Consider the following 15,094-nt stretch of genomic DNA (forward strand, 5'->3'; position numbering starts at 1 on the left):
CTCGCTGATTTTTCCCCGTGTTTTATCCGGGGAAGGTAAATAAAACCAATATGTTGCAAGGAAACACTATGACCCAAATCGATCGCCTGCTTGGCATTATGAAACGCCTGCGTGATCCGGAAAACGGCTGTCCGTGGGACAAAGAGCAGACCTTCGCCACCATCGCCCCGTATACCCTTGAAGAGACGTACGAAGTGCTGGATGCCATCGCCCGTGAAGATTTCGACGATCTGCGTGGCGAGCTGGGGGACCTGCTGTTTCAGGTGGTGTTCTACGCCCAGATGGCACAGGAGGAGGGCCGCTTTGCATTTGACGACATCTGTGCCGCCATCAGCGACAAACTGGAGCGCCGTCATCCGCATATCTTCGGCGATGCGACTGCCGGCAACAGCGCCGAAGTGCTGGCACGCTGGGAGCAAATCAAAAGCGCTGAGCGTGCGCAAAAGGCGCAGCATTCCGCGCTGGATGATATTCCGCACAGCCTGCCGGCGCTGATGCGCGCGCATAAAATTCAGCGTCGCTGTTCGGCGGTAGGCTTTGACTGGACGTCGCTCGGCCCGGTGCTGGATAAAGTGCATGAAGAGATCGATGAGGTCATGCACGAGGCGCAGCAGGCGGTCGTAGATGAAGCTAAACTGGAGGAGGAAATGGGCGATCTGCTGTTCGCAACGGTCAATTTATCCCGCCATTTAGGGGTAAAAGCTGAAGTCGCCTTGCAGAAAGCGAACCTGAAATTCGAACGTCGTTTCCGGGAAGTTGAACGAATTGTCGCCGCTCGCGGGCTGGAAATGACCGGCGTAGACCTCGATATCATGGAAGAAGTGTGGCAAGAGGTAAAACGCCAGGAAACTGATCTCTAACGAAATTTTGCGATCAAGCGCTATTTGTGTGATTTTTTAAATGACAAGCGCTTGATTTGCGTCAAAAACATTTACCCAAAAGGGGCTATTTTCTCACTCCTTATGTTTGTCATGACCTGGAAAGGAGACGGAGAATGAAAGTTTGTGGCGCTCGTCGTGTTCGGGTATACTACTTTCCCGTCCTGGTTATTCCATCGTTTCACCCTAACTTCTCAGGTTCAGCATGACAACGAACTATATTTTTGTGACCGGCGGGGTCGTATCCTCTCTGGGTAAAGGCATTGCCGCAGCCTCCCTGGCCGCTATTCTCGAAGCCCGTGGGCTTAACGTAACCATGATGAAACTGGATCCGTACATCAACGTCGATCCGGGCACCATGAGCCCAATCCAACACGGGGAAGTGTTCGTTACTGAAGACGGCGCTGAAACCGATCTGGACCTGGGTCACTACGAGCGCTTCATCCGTACCAAAATGAGCCGCCGCAACAACTTCACCACGGGTCGTATTTACTCCGACGTTCTGCGTAAAGAGCGCCGCGGTGACTATCTGGGCGCAACCGTACAGGTTATCCCGCACATCACTAACGCGATTAAAGAGCGCGTGCTTGCCGGTGGTGAAGGTCACGATGTGGTGCTGGTTGAAATCGGCGGTACCGTCGGTGATATCGAATCCCTGCCGTTCCTCGAAGCTATCCGTCAGATGGCGGTAGAAATCGGTCGCGAGCATGCTCTGTTTATGCATTTGACCCTGGTGCCGTATATGGCGGCAGCCGGCGAAGTCAAAACCAAACCGACCCAGCACTCCGTAAAAGAGCTGCTTTCCATCGGTATTCAGCCAGATATCCTGATCTGCCGCTCCGATCGCGCGGTACCGGCCAACGAACGTGCAAAAATTGCATTGTTCTGCAACGTTCCGGAAAAGGCTGTTATTTCTCTGAAAGATGTCGATTCCATTTATAAAATTCCAGGCCTGTTGAAATCTCAGGGGCTGGACGATTATATTTGTAAACGATTCAGCTTAAACTGTCCGGAAGCGAACCTGGCCGAATGGGAGCAGGTGATTTACGAAGAAGCTAACCCGGCAGGTGAAGTCACGATCGGTATGGTCGGCAAGTACATTGAACTGCCGGACGCGTACAAGTCCGTGATTGAAGCGCTGAAACACGGTGGTCTGAAAAACCGCGTGACCGTGAACATCAAGCTGATTGATTCGCAGGATGTGGAAACGCGCGGCGTCGAAATTCTGAAGAATCTGGACGCTATCCTGATCCCTGGCGGCTTCGGCTACCGCGGTGTTGAAGGGAAGATCGCCACTGCGCGCTATGCGCGTGAAAATAACATTCCATATCTGGGTATTTGTCTGGGTATGCAGGTTGCGCTGATTGAGTTCGCGCGCAACGTAGCGGGGATGGAAAACGCCAACTCCACAGAATTTGTGCCAGACTGTAAGTACCCGGTAGTGGCACTCATTACTGAATGGCGTGATGAAGAAGGCAACGTTGAAGTGCGTTCTGAGAAGAGCGACCTCGGCGGCACCATGCGCCTGGGCGCGCAGCAGTGCCAGCTGGACGACGCGAGCCTGGTTCGCCAGCTGTACGGCGAGCCGACCATCACTGAACGACATCGTCACCGCTATGAAGTCAACAACATGTTGTTGAAACCGATTGAAAATGCGGGCCTGCGTGTTGCGGGCCGTTCCGGGGATGATCAGTTGGTCGAGATCATCGAAGTGCCGAATCACCCGTGGTTCGTTGCTTGTCAGTTCCATCCGGAGTTTACTTCGACGCCGCGTGATGGCCATCCGCTGTTTGCAGGTTTTGTGAAAGCGGCAAGCGAGTATCAAAAGCGTCAGGCGAAGTAAAAGAGTTAGAACGGCAATGCACCCATTCGGGTGCATTGTTTGTCTGGAGTTTTAGTTTAACTTGTACTGAGGAAAACCTAATGTCCAAAATCGTTAAAGTCATCGGTCGTGAAATCATCGACTCCCGTGGTAACCCGACTGTTGAAGCCGAAGTACACCTGGAAGGTGGTTTCGTTGGTATGGCAGCAGCTCCGTCAGGTGCTTCTACTGGTTCCCGCGAAGCGCTGGAACTGCGCGATGGCGACAAATCCCGTTTCATGGGTAAAGGCGTACTGAAAGCTGTTGGCGCTGTCAACGGCCCGATCGCTCAGGCTCTCCTTGGCAAAGACGCCAAAGATCAGGCTGGCATCGATAAAATCATGATCGACCTGGACGGTACTGAAAACAAATCTAACTTCGGTGCGAACGCAATTCTGGCTGTGTCTCTGGCTAACGCCAAAGCAGCCGCTGCCTCTAAAGGCCAGCCGCTGTACGAACACATCGCTGAGCTGAACGGCACTCCGGGCAAATACTCCATGCCGGTTCCGATGATGAACATCATCAACGGTGGTGAGCACGCTGATAACAACGTCGACATCCAGGAATTCATGATTCAGCCGGTTGGCGCTAAATCCCTGAAAGAAGCCGTACGTATGGGTTCTGAAGTGTTCCACAACCTGGCTAAAGTTCTGAAAGCTAAAGGTATGAACACTGCAGTTGGTGACGAAGGTGGCTACGCGCCGAACCTGGGCTCCAACGCAGAAGCGCTGGCTGTTATCGCTGAAGCGGTTAAAGCTGCAGGTTACGAGCTGGGCAAAGACATCACTCTGGCGATGGACTGCGCAGCGTCTGAATTCTACAAAGACGGTAAATACGTTCTGGCCGGCGAAGGCAACAAAGCGTTCACCTCTGAAGAGTTCACTCACTTCCTGGAAGAGCTGACCAAACAGTACCCGATCGTCTCTATCGAAGACGGTCTGGACGAATCTGACTGGGATGGCTTCGCATACCAGACTAAAGTCCTGGGCGACAAAATCCAGCTGGTTGGTGACGATCTGTTCGTAACCAACACCAAGATCCTGAAAGAAGGTATCGAGAAAGGCATCGTTAACTCCATCCTGATCAAATTCAACCAGATCGGTTCTCTGACCGAAACTCTGGCTGCGATCAAAATGGCGAAAGACGCTGGCTACACTGCCGTTATCTCTCACCGTTCTGGCGAAACTGAAGACGCTACCATTGCTGACCTGGCTGTGGGTACCGCTGCAGGCCAGATCAAAACTGGTTCTATGAGCCGTTCTGACCGCGTTGCTAAATACAACCAGCTGATTCGTATCGAAGAAGCGCTGGGCGAAAAAGCACCGTACAACGGTCGTAAAGAGATCAAAGGTCAGTAAGACTGACTTTCGCTCTTAATCTAAAAAACCCGCCCTGGCGGGTTTTTTTATATCTGAAGCTAACCGATTTACAGCAGCAGCGGCAGCGTTGCGCTGGCCGTTTGCTGGTTGACGTCGCTGTAGTGCTCATCAAGTGCAATCAGCGAAGTCGTCAGCAGTTCCACCAGCAGCATTACGCCGACTTTAGCATTGAGTGCGCCTGCGCTCAGCGGCCCTTCGGGTTTTGCCGCCACCAGCTGAATATCGCTCAGCGAAGCCAGCGGGCTACGCGGGGTGTTACTGAGCGACAGCACCTGCACGCCGCGCTTGCGGGCAAGCTTCACCACGTGCAGCAGATCCCGTGTGGAGCCGGAGCTGGAAATCGCCACCACCAGCGTGTTTTTTGAAAGCGTGGTGGCATTCATTGCCGCGCGATGCATGTCGCTGAAAAGCTGCGCGGGCTTGCCGAGGCGCAGCAGCTTGTAATGCAGATACTCGCCAAGAATGGCGCTGGCCGCCACGCCGTATATTTGCACCGCATCTGCCTGATGCAGCGCCTGAGCCGCCTGTTCGAGCAATGCCCTGTCGAGTAGCTTTGCGGTGTCCTGTAAGGCCTGAACGGATTCATTGACCACGTTATCAATTTCATCGCCGCTGCGCTGAGTTGGTTGACCCTGCTGAATATCCAGCGCCAGCGCCATCTTAAATTCGTTGTAGCCCTTGCAGCCCAGCGTGCGGCACAGGCGGGTCACGCTGGCTTCGCTGGTCTCACTCTCTCGCGCCAGTTCGGTGATCGTCAGGTAAAGCACCTTTGCCGGATCGCCCAGCACAAACTCCCCCAGCTTTTGCTGTGTCGGGCTGTAGCCGGACACGCCCTGACGCAGCCTTAACAGCAGATTTTCATTTTCAGACATGCAGGATCCTTAATGCGTTTCTCTGTGGCTAGTGTGGCGGAAAGCAGGGGATCGATGCCAGTCATTTTAAAAAAGTATGATCGTCCTCCTGGTTTGTGATGATAATTTTCACATATAAATTAAATTGTGGTAAAAATTTTCATCACTACAACAGGGGAATGAAAAAATGAATCAAATGTTCAGCGGTGCCTCCTCCGGAGCATGGTTTGAAAAGGCACAGCGCTTCGGGAAATCGTTCATGCTGCCGATCGCTGTGCTGCCTGCCGCAGGCTTACTGTTGGGAATTGGCGGCGCGCTCTCTAACCCGAACACCTTAACGGCGTATCCGTTCCTGGATGTTGCCTGGCTACAGGCAATCTTCACGATCATGAGCAGCGCAGGCTCTATTGTGTTTGCCAATCTCTCGGTGCTGTTTGCCGTCGGGGTTGCCGTTGGTTTGGCGAAAACCGACAAAGGGACCGCCGGGCTCGCGGCGCTGCTGGCGTTTCTGGTGATGAACGCCACAATTAACGCATTGCTTATCCTCAACGGCACGCTGGCGCATGAGAATCCGGGCGCGGTGGGACAGGGGATGACGCTGGGCATTCAGACGCTGGAAACGGGCGTTTTTGGCGGCGTGGTGATTGGCCTGGTGACCTGCGCCCTGCATCATCGCTTTAATAAAATTGCGCTGCCTCAGTTCCTGGGATTCTTTGGCGGCTCGCGCTTTGTCCCGATTATCAGCTCGCTGGCCGCGATTCTGGTCGGGGCCCTTATGACCGTAGTGTGGCCCCATTTCCAGAAGCTGATTTTCGGCCTGGGCGGGCTGGTCGATGCGACGGGTTATCTGGGCACGCTGCTGTATGGCTTTATCCTGCGCATGCTGGGCCCATTTGGCCTGCATCACATCTTCTATTTACCGTTCTGGACGACGGCACTAGGCGGCAGCGAAATCGTTAACGGACAGCTGGTGGAAGGCACCCAGCGCATCTTCTTCGCTCAGTTGTCCGATCCGAATACGCAGCAGTTCTTTATCGGCACGTCCCGTTTCATGTCCGGGCGTTTCATCACCATGATGTTTGGCCTGATTGGCGCATGTCTGGCGATGTACCACACGGCGAAGCCGGAGAATAAGAAGCGCGTGGCGGGGCTGCTGCTTTCAGCGGCGTTGACCTCTTTCCTGACGGGGATCACCGAGCCAATTGAGTTCTCCTTCCTGTTCGTGGCACCCGTTCTCTACGTCATCCACGCTTTCTTCGACGGGCTGGCGTTTATGATCGCCCACATTCTGCACATCACCATCGGCCAGACTTTCTCCGGCGGCTTTATCGACTTCATCCTCTTTGGCGTATTGCAGGGCGAAGCCAAAACTCACTGGATGTATGTGCCGCTGGTCGGCGTGCCGTGGTTCTGCCTCTACTACTTCACGTTCCGCTTCCTGATTAACCGTTTTGGTTTTATGACGCCTGGCCGGGAGAAAGAAGCGGCAGTCGAAAATACCATCCCACAAAGCGAACGTGCGGCGGCAGTGATTGCCGGGCTGGGCGGGCGAGATAATCTGGAAGAGGTGGATTGCTGCGCCACGCGATTGCGCGTCACGGTAAAAGACGGCGGGAAAGTCGATCAGGAAGCATTGAAGGCCACGGGCGCGCGCGGCGTGATCCTGCGAGGCAACGGCGTGCAGGTCATCTATGGCCCACACGTCACGATTATTAAAAATGAAGTGGAAGAGAGCTTAGCGTTATGAAAACTGTACTGGATAACCTGAAAGGGAAACTCATCGTCTCCTGCCAGGCGCTGGATAATGAGCCGTTGCACAGCCCGTTTATCATGTCGCGGATGGCGGTAGCGGCAGAAGAGGGCGGCGCGGAGGGGATTCGCGCCAACAGCGTGGCGGACATTGCTGCCATTAAACAGCTGGTTTCACTGCCGGTGATTGGCATCATTAAGCGTGATTATCCGGACAGCGAAGTGTTTATTACGGCGACCATGAAAGAGGTGGATGAACTGATGAGCGTCGGGCCGGAACTCATCGCGCTTGATGCCACGGCTCGCCCGCGCCCCGGTGGGCAGCGGCTGGATGCGCTGGTCGCGGAAATTCGTGCGAAGTACCCGTCGGTGCTGCTGATGGCGGATATCTCGACGGCGGAAGAAGCGCTCACGGCGCAGTCTCTCGGGTTTGATTGCGTGGGCACCACGCTTTACGGCTATACGGCAGAAACGGAGGGGCACGCACTGCCGGAAAACGACTGCGGTTTTTTACGCGATGTACTGGCTGCTGTAAATATTCCGGTGGTGGCGGAAGGGAACGTTGAAACCCCGACGCTGGCGGCCCGGTGCCTTGAACTGGGCGCGCATACCGTGGTGGTTGGCGGCGCGATTACTCGTCCTCAGCAAATTACGGCACGCTTTGCGGCGGCCATCAAAGCCTGAGGTTTTTATACTGAATAAAAAACCCGCCTCGGCGGGTTTTACAGGCTTATTTGAAATCAACGGCCATCTGCTGCGGAATCGAAAGCCCGCGGGTGGTCTGCACGCAGCGATCGATATAATCGGTAAAGCGCGGCGGCTTCGGCATTCCCATGCTGAGCAGTTTATCGTTGCTGAAGCGTACGTTGAGGGTTGCGAAGGCGCCATAAAGGCGCATTGCTTTGAGCATCAGACGTTCATTGCAGGGACCGAAGATATCCTTCAGTTCGCGACGCATCTTGACCAGCGTCTCATAGCTGACCTGCGCATACCTATCGCCGACGGGAACCTGCTCCAGCGCCGAGGCCATGGCGCGATCGATCTCAGCAAATTTGACGCTATTTTCTTCACCTGCCGAAATATGCACGACTTCCCCCTGCGCAAGCTGGTTATCAAGCAGCATCATCAGCGCATCGGCGCAATAGTCGACGGGAATCACATCGATCCGGTCTTCCATTGAGCAGAGGAATTTTTGCAGCATTAAGCCCATGCTGAATACCCAGAAGATACTGCTGGAGGGCTGGCAGCCGTGATGAGTATGGCCCACGACAATCGAGGGGCGGGCAATCGTCAACGGAAGCGTCGGGCAGGTCTGCTGCATCAGCTGCTCGATCGTGGATTTAGAGTGGGTGTATTCGACAAGGTGTTCGGCACGTTCGCGAAACTCGGCGCTTTCCGCGACCAGAGAATCGGGCTCGGGAGAACATGACATAGCCGTACCCACATGCAGGAAGCGCTGTAGCCCTGCAACCCGGGACATACGTTGGGCAAACTGCAGGGTGCCTTCCACGTTCACCTTCCAGATGAGCGGGTTATTGCCAAAGGAGGCGACAGCCGCACAGTTGAGCACGTGAGTCACTTGTTCCAGACGTGGGTCGCAGAGAAATTCTGCGGGATTAGCTAAATCGCCCGCGAGAATATGTTGCGTACCCAGCGTCGCCAGTTTCTCCTCAGAGACATTGAACTTGCGCATGTTTTCTTTGACCCGGGCAAGCGCCGCGTCATCATTATCGGCTCGAACTAAAAGCAGCAGATTAATCCCGTTATTTTGCTTCAGGATATTCTCTAAAACCGCTCCCCCCAGAAAACCGGTAACGCCTGTAATTAATAGTGTATTCATGAACGCCGTCTCATCATGGTTGGTCGGCTGGATTCTAGGCGGCTGAAACTAAACGGTGAGTCAATGGAAAATGGCGAGTCGGAAGGCTTTCTTAAGACCGAATTAAGGTTACGAACGGGCGTGGATAGCATTGGACATCCGCGAAGTGAAGAAGATTCTGTTTTTCATGTTTCAATTTGTACATATATGATTTTTATGATTATTGTTATATTCTCAATGGTGTTGTTATAGGTGTTTAAATGTAATTTAAAACATATTTAGTTACATCAAAAGTCGCTGTATAAAAAACGTAATACATGCAGAAATAAGTCGAGGTGATTTATTTCTTCCGTCGTTGAAGGTCTTTAAAGGCTGCGAGAAATAAAGCTGAAGGGACCGTTTAGAATTGCTCAGCAGGCTATAATCTTAGTCTGACTTCAGCCACAGCTAAGCGCCGGCAATCGCAGCTGAGGACAAGACCTCGGCCGCTAAATCTGCGATAATGCTCGTTTCGAACCTAAACAGAGATGATTATGCAGTACCCGATTAACGAGATGTTCCAGACCTTGCAAGGCGAGGGTTACTTCACCGGCGTGCCTGCCATTTTTATTCGTCTGCAGGGATGCCCGGTTGGTTGCGCCTGGTGCGATACCAAACATACCTGGGATAAACTTGCGGATCGGGAAGTGTCGCTGTTTAGTATTCTGGCGAAAACCAAAGAGAGTGATAAATGGGGCCCGGCCAGCGGCGAAGACCTGCTGGCGATTATCGGCCGTCAGGACTGGACCGCACGTCACGTGGTGATCACCGGCGGCGAGCCCTGCATCCACGACTTAACCCCGCTGACCATGCTGCTGGAGCAGAACGGATTCAGTTGCCAGATTGAAACCAGCGGTACCCATGAAGTGCGCTGCAGCCCGCGCACCTGGGTGACGGTTTCACCGAAGGTCAATATGCGCGGTGGCTACGATGTGCTGTCGCAGGCGCTGCTGCGCGCGGATGAAATTAAGCATCCGGTTGGCCGCGTGCGCGATATCGAAGCGCTGGACGAACTGCTGGAAACGCTGAGCGACGACAAGCCGCGGATTATTGCTCTGCAGCCCATCAGCCAGAAAGAGGATGCGACGCGTCTGTGTATTGAGACCTGCATCGCCCGCAACTGGCGGCTCTCAATGCAGACGCATAAATATCTGAATATTGCCTGATAAAAAGGCCCGGTCGCAGGATGCGTACCGGGCCTTTCTGTTCTGCGCGCCAGGAAACGTCGGTTTCCGGCCAGCGCATCACTCGCCGCGATAAATGCAGCCTGCGGTACAGGTTTCTTTGATCATCACGGCGCTCAGCAGCGGCACCAGCGGTTTCATCTGCTGCCAAATCCACTTCGCCAGCACTTCGCTGGTTGGGTTTTCCAGACCGGGAATGTCGTTCAGGTAGTAGTGATCCAGGCGATCGTAGGTCGGTTTAAACGCCGCCTTGAGCTCGGCAAAATCCATGATCCAGCCCGTGTGGGGATCGACTTCACCGGTAATCTCCAGACGCACCATAAAAGAGTGGCCGTGCAGGCGACCGCACTTATGACCTTCCGGTACGTGAGGCAGGTGATGGGCGGCTTCGAAGGTGAAATCTTTAAACAGGGTGGTGGACATCTTTTACTCTCAATAAGACAAAAAAACCGCCGTAGGGTACCGGAAAGCGGTTTTTTTATCATTAACTAAAACGGTCCTGAGCGAAATATCGACGTATTTACCCACGAGTACCTTAATATTCTTTTTAATTTCATAGCGTTGGCTAATCGTTTTTGTTGTTAATAACTATAACTAAAACAGGTTAGTCCATTTGGTTATTTGTTATTTCCATCCCTTCTTTAATTGTTACTATCGGCGCCGTTAACCTTATAACTCGTCATACTTCGAGCCGCATGTGCGTTGGCAATAACTCGGCCCATCCTTGGGCCTCGCCCTAACGGGCGCAGTGAACAGCGTTCAAATTCGTTCCTGACGAATTTGTCCTCGACCACCCCGGTCACTTACTTAGATAAGCTCCCGGGGGGGAACTGCGTCGCCGCCTGCCTGCAACTCGAATTATTTAGAGTAAATACATCCTCTTCTGTTTTTGCCGCGCTGACAGGGTGCGAATAACAGCTTTGCTTACTGGAACATAACGACGCATGACGACACAGGCCCCACCTTCCAATTTGCTCCCGCTGAACCCGGAGCAACTGGCACGCCTTCAGGCGGCCACGACAGACTTCACCCCGACTCAGCTTGCCTGGGTTTCGGGCTACTTTTGGGGCGTGCTGAATCAGCACTCCGGCGCAGCCACAGCGGTTCCTGCTCAGGCTGCAGAAATGCCGGGCATTACTCTGATTTCAGCATCGCAAACCGGCAACGCACGCCGCGTGGCGGAAGCGCTGCGTGACGATCTGATCGCCGCGCAGCTGAACGTGAAACTGGTGAACGCAGGCGACTATAAATTCAAACAAATTGCCTCCGAAAAGCTGCTGGTTATCGTGACGTCGACGCAAGGTGAGGGTGAGTCGCCGGAAGAGGCCGTTGCGCTGCATAAATTCCTGTTTTCCAAAAAAGCGCCGAAGCTTGAGGGTACCGCCTTTGCGGTATTTGGCTTAGGTGATACCTCTTACGAATTCTTCTGCCAGTCCGGAAAAGATTTTGACAGCCGTCTGGCTGAGCTGGGCGCTGAACGTCTGCTGGATCGCGTTGACGCAGACGTCGAGTACCAGCCTGCGGCGGCAGAATGGCGCGCGCGGGTTGTTGAAGTCTTGAAATCTCGTGCGCCCGTCGCGGCTCCGGCCCAGGGAGCGCCGAGCGGGGCGGTGAATGACATTCACTCCAGCCCGTATACCAAAGAAGCGCCGCTGACGGCGACGCTGGCGGTGAATCAGAAAATCACCGGCCGCGATTCTGAAAAAGATGTACGTCATATTGAAATCGATCTCGCTGACTCCGGTCTGCGTTACCAGCCGGGCGATGCGCTGGGCGTCTGGTATCAGAACGATCCGGCTCTGGTGAAAGAGCTGGTTGAGCTGCTGTGGCTGAAAGGTGATGAGCCGGTCACGGTTGACGGCAAAACCCTGCCGCTGGCGGAAGCGCTGGAATGGCATTTCGAGTTAACGGTCAATACCGCTAACATCGTTGAGAATTACGCGACCTTAACCCGCAGCGAAACCCTGCTGCCGCTGGTGGGCGATAAAGCGCAGCTCCAGCACTACGCCGCGACCACGCCGATTGTCGATATGGTGCGTTTCTCTCCGGCGCAGCTGGATGCCGACGCGTTAATTGGCCTGCTGCGTCCGCTGACGCCGCGTCTCTACTCCATTGCCTCATCGCAGGCGGAAGTAGAAAGCGAAGTCCATATCACCGTGGGCGCCGTTCGCTACGATATCGAAGGCCGCGCTCGCGCTGGCGGTGCGTCCAGCTTCCTTGCCGACCGTGTCGAAGAAGATGGCGAAGTTCGCGTTTTTATTGAACACAACGACAACTTCCGCCTGCCTGCTAACCCGCAGACGCCGGTAATTATGATTGGCCCCGGTACCGGTATCGCGCCGTTCCGCGCCTTCATGCAGCAGCGTGCGGCGGACGGTGCGGAAGGCAAGAACTGGCTGTTCTTCGGCAACCCGCACTTTACGGAAGATTTCCTTTATCAGGTGGAGTGGCAACGCTACGTCAAAGAAGGCGTGCTGAGCCGTATCGACCTGGCCTGGTCCCGCGATCAACAACAAAAAGTCTATGTTCAGGACAAGCTGCGCGAGCAGGGGGCCGAACTGTGGCGCTGGATTAATGACGGCGCCCATATTTATGTCTGCGGCGATGCCAATCGTATGGCGAAAGACGTTGAGCAGACGTTGCTGGAAGTGATTGCCGAATTTGGCGCGATGGACGCCGAAGCGGCGGACGAATTTTTGAGTGAGCTGCGCGTTGAGCGCCGTTATCAGCGAGATGTCTACTAATGAGCGAAAAACATCCAGGACCTCTGGTGGTCGAAGGTAAACTGACCGACGCCGAGCGCATGAAGGTAGAGAGCAACTACCTGCGCGGCACGATCGCAGAAGACTTAAACGACCCCCTTACCGGCGGCTTTAAAGGCGACAACTTTCTGCTGATTCGCTTTCACGGCATGTATCAGCAGGATGACCGCGACATTCGCGCCGAGCGTGCGGCACAGAAGCTGGAGCCGCGTCATGCGATGCTGCTGCGCTGTCGTCTGCCTGGGGGCGTGATCACCACTACGCAGTGGCAGGCGATTGATAAATTTGCCGCCGATAACACCATTTACGGCAGTATTCGTCTGACCAACCGCCAGACCTTCCAGTTCCACGGTATTCTGAAGAAGAATGTGAAGCCGGTGCATCAGATGCTGCACTCGGTTGGCCTGGACGCGCTGGCCACCGCCAACGACATGAACCGTAACGTGCTGTGCACCTCTAACCCGCACGAGTCTCAGCTGCATGCTGAAGCCTACGAGTGGGCGAAAAAGATCTCCGAGCACCTGCTGCCGCGTACCCGCGCCTATGCGGAGATCTGGCTCGATCAGAAAAAGGTCGCCACCACCGACGAAGAACCGATCCTCGGCCAGACCTACCTGCCGCGTAAGTTCAAAACCACCGTGGTGATCCCGCCGCAGAACGATATCGATCTGCACGCCAACGACATGAACTTCGTGGCGATTGCCGAAAATGGCAAGCTGGTAGGCTTTAACCTGCTGGTGGGCGGCGGGTTGTCTATTGAGCACGGCAACAAAAAAACCTACGCCCGTACGGCGAGCGAGTTTGGCTATCTGCCGCTGGAGCACACTCTGGCGGTCGCGGAAGCGGTCGTCACTACCCAGCGCGACTGGGGTAACCGTACTGACCGTAAAAATGCGAAAACCAAATATACTCTTGAGCGCGTCGGCGTCGAAACCTTCAAAGCCGAAGTGGAGCGCCGGGCGGGGATCAAGTTTGAACCGATCCGCCCGTATGAGTTCACCGGTCGCGGCGATCGCATCGGCTGGGTCAAAGGGATCGACAAAAAATGGCACCTGACGCTGTTTATTGAAAACGGACGTATTCTTGATTATCCGGGCCGTCCGCTGAAAACCGGTCTGCTGGAGATCGCAAAGATCCATCAGGGCGAGTTCCGTATTACGGCGAACCAGAACCTGATTATTGCCGGCGTACCGGAGACGGAAAAGGCGCGGATTGAAAAGCTGGCGCGCGACCACGGGCTGATGAATGCGGTCACCCCGCAGCGTGAAAACTCGATGGCCTGCGTCTCCTTCCCGACCTGTCCGCTGGCGATGGCCGAAGCAGAACGCTTCCTGCCGTCGTTTATTGATAAGGTTGACGGGATCATGGGCAAGCACGGCGTGAGCGATGAGCATATCGTGACGCGTGTGACCGGCTGTCCGAACGGCTGCGGTCGTGCGATGCTGGCGGAAGTCGGGCTGGTGGGTAAAGCGCCGGGTCGCTACAACCTGCATCTCGGCGGTAACCGCAGCGGGACGCGTATTCCACGGATGTATCGCGAGAACATTACCGAGTCGGAGATTCTCGACTCGATCGACGAACTGGTAGGGCGCTGGGCGAAAGAGCGCGAAGCGGGTGAAGGCTTCGGCGACTTTACGGTGCGTGCGGGCATCATTCGCCCGGTGCTCGACCCAGCCCGTGATTTCTGGGAATAAGCCCGGCATCGCCCGGAAGCGCTAAGCTTATCGGGTACTGGTTTTGTAGGCCGGGCAAATGCAGTACGCCCGGCAGAACAGGCAAATGAGGTCTTTATGTCCGTACTCGATCTACACGTCCTTAACGAATTACCGAAGGTCGATCGCATTTTGCAACTGGCGGAAACCAACAGCCAGCTGGAAAAGCTGAGCGCGGAAGCGCGCGTTGCGTGGGCGCTGGAAAACCTTCCGGGCGAATACGTGCTCTCTTCAAGCTTTGGTATTCAGGCGGCGGTGAGCCTGCATCTGGTTAATCAGGTACGGCCGGATATTCCGGTCATTTTGACCGATACCGGCTATCTGTTCCCGGAAACCTATCGGTTTATCGACGAGTTAACGGATAAGCTCAAGTTGAACCTGAAGGTCTATCGGGCGAAGGAGAGCGCCGCCTGGCAGGAAGCACGCTACGGTAAGCTGTGGGAGCAGGGCGTTGAAGGCATTGAAAAATACAATGAGATCAACAAAGTCGAACCGATGAACCGGGCCCTGGAAGCGCTGAACGCGCAAACCTGGTTTGCGGGACTCCGTCGGGAACAGTCCGGTAGCCGCGCCACGCTCCCGGTGCTGGCCATTCAGCGCGGGGTCTTTAAGGTGCTGCCAATCATCGACTGGGATAACCGCACCGTCTATCAATATCTGCAGAAGCACGGCCTCACCTATCATCCGCTGTGGGAGCAGGGATACCTTTCGGTAGGGGATACCCACACCACCCGCAAATGGGAACCGGGGATGGCGGAAGAAGAGACGCGTTTCTTTGGTCTGAAGCGCGAGTGCGGGCTGCACGAAGGCTAAGTCAGCGACGACCGTTTCCTGAGACAAAGCCCTCAGTCTGAACGACG

Annotated in this window: 12 protein-coding genes; 9 read left to right on the forward strand and 3 right to left on the reverse strand. The window is 54.8% G+C overall.

From position 1 onward, the window contains the following. The first annotated feature begins 68 nt into the window (after positions 1–68). The 3 genes from mazG (at position 69) to eno (ending at position 4,097) form a co-directional block, all read left to right on the forward strand. Positions 69–860: a nucleoside triphosphate pyrophosphohydrolase gene (gene mazG, locus Q1L34_RS04965; RefSeq protein ID WP_004866986.1), complete on the forward strand. Its 792-nt coding sequence runs from the start codon at positions 69–71 to the stop codon at positions 858–860. Positions 861–1,083: 223 nt separating this feature from the next. Next, positions 1,084–2,721 (forward strand): glutamine hydrolyzing CTP synthase, encoded by a 1,638-nt coding sequence (pyrG, locus tag Q1L34_RS04970; protein WP_004866984.1) that lies wholly within the window; start codon positions 1,084–1,086, stop codon positions 2,719–2,721. An 80-nt stretch (positions 2,722–2,801) separates the two neighbouring features. Further along, positions 2,802–4,097, forward strand: a complete 1,296-nt coding sequence (gene eno / locus Q1L34_RS04975) for a phosphopyruvate hydratase (RefSeq protein ID WP_004866982.1) — start codon at positions 2,802–2,804, stop codon at positions 4,095–4,097. Between the two features lie 68 nt (positions 4,098–4,165). Here eno and Q1L34_RS04980 read toward each other — a convergent pair whose 3' ends face one another. Next, positions 4,166–4,990: a MurR/RpiR family transcriptional regulator gene (locus Q1L34_RS04980; RefSeq protein WP_004866980.1), complete on the reverse strand. Its 825-nt coding sequence runs from the start codon at positions 4,988–4,990 to the stop codon at positions 4,166–4,168. A 166-nt stretch (positions 4,991–5,156) separates the two neighbouring features. Between Q1L34_RS04980 and Q1L34_RS04985 the strand changes: the two genes are divergently transcribed. Both Q1L34_RS04985 and Q1L34_RS04990 read left to right on the forward strand, forming a co-directional pair. Next, a complete protein-coding gene (locus Q1L34_RS04985; protein WP_004866978.1) occupies positions 5,157–6,716 on the forward strand; it encodes a PTS transporter subunit EIIC in 1,560 nt (519 codons plus the stop codon). Next, positions 6,713–7,402 (forward strand): N-acetylmannosamine-6-phosphate 2-epimerase, encoded by a 690-nt coding sequence (locus Q1L34_RS04990; RefSeq protein WP_004866975.1) that lies wholly within the window; start codon positions 6,713–6,715, stop codon positions 7,400–7,402. The genes Q1L34_RS04985 and Q1L34_RS04990 overlap by 4 nt, the downstream gene beginning before the upstream one ends. Positions 7,403–7,448: 46 nt before the next feature. Here Q1L34_RS04990 and Q1L34_RS04995 read toward each other — a convergent pair whose 3' ends face one another. Further along, positions 7,449–8,558: an SDR family oxidoreductase gene (locus Q1L34_RS04995; protein ID WP_032718169.1), complete on the reverse strand. Its 1,110-nt coding sequence runs from the start codon at positions 8,556–8,558 to the stop codon at positions 7,449–7,451. A 512-nt stretch (positions 8,559–9,070) separates the two neighbouring features. On the opposite strand from Q1L34_RS04995, the gene queE reads away from it, so the two are divergent. Next, on the forward strand, positions 9,071–9,742 hold the full coding sequence (gene queE / locus Q1L34_RS05000) for a 7-carboxy-7-deazaguanine synthase QueE (RefSeq protein ID WP_004866972.1): 672 nt from the start codon (positions 9,071–9,073) through the stop codon (positions 9,740–9,742). Positions 9,743–9,820: 78 nt separating this feature from the next. Here the strand turns inward: queE and queD are convergent, their stop codons facing one another. Next, positions 9,821–10,183: a 6-carboxytetrahydropterin synthase QueD gene (queD, locus tag Q1L34_RS05005; RefSeq protein WP_004866969.1), complete on the reverse strand. Its 363-nt coding sequence runs from the start codon at positions 10,181–10,183 to the stop codon at positions 9,821–9,823. A gap of 521 nt (positions 10,184–10,704) precedes the next feature. Between queD and cysJ the strand changes: the two genes are divergently transcribed. From cysJ to cysH, 3 genes are all read left to right on the forward strand, one after another. After that, entirely contained in the window at positions 10,705–12,504 is a 1,800-nt protein-coding gene (gene cysJ, locus Q1L34_RS05010) for an NADPH-dependent assimilatory sulfite reductase flavoprotein subunit (RefSeq protein WP_015585862.1), read from the forward strand. Then, entirely contained in the window at positions 12,504–14,216 is a 1,713-nt protein-coding gene (gene cysI, locus Q1L34_RS05015; RefSeq protein WP_004866966.1) for an assimilatory sulfite reductase (NADPH) hemoprotein subunit, read from the forward strand. The genes cysJ and cysI overlap by 1 nt, the downstream gene beginning before the upstream one ends. Positions 14,217–14,312: 96 nt before the next feature. Then, entirely contained in the window at positions 14,313–15,047 is a 735-nt protein-coding gene (gene cysH, locus Q1L34_RS05020; protein WP_004866964.1) for a phosphoadenosine phosphosulfate reductase, read from the forward strand. Positions 15,048–15,094 lie beyond the last annotated feature (47 nt).

This window comes from Klebsiella ornithinolytica (assembly GCF_030505655.1).
GTDB classification, from domain to species: Bacteria; Pseudomonadota; Gammaproteobacteria; order Enterobacterales; family Enterobacteriaceae; genus Klebsiella; species Klebsiella ornithinolytica.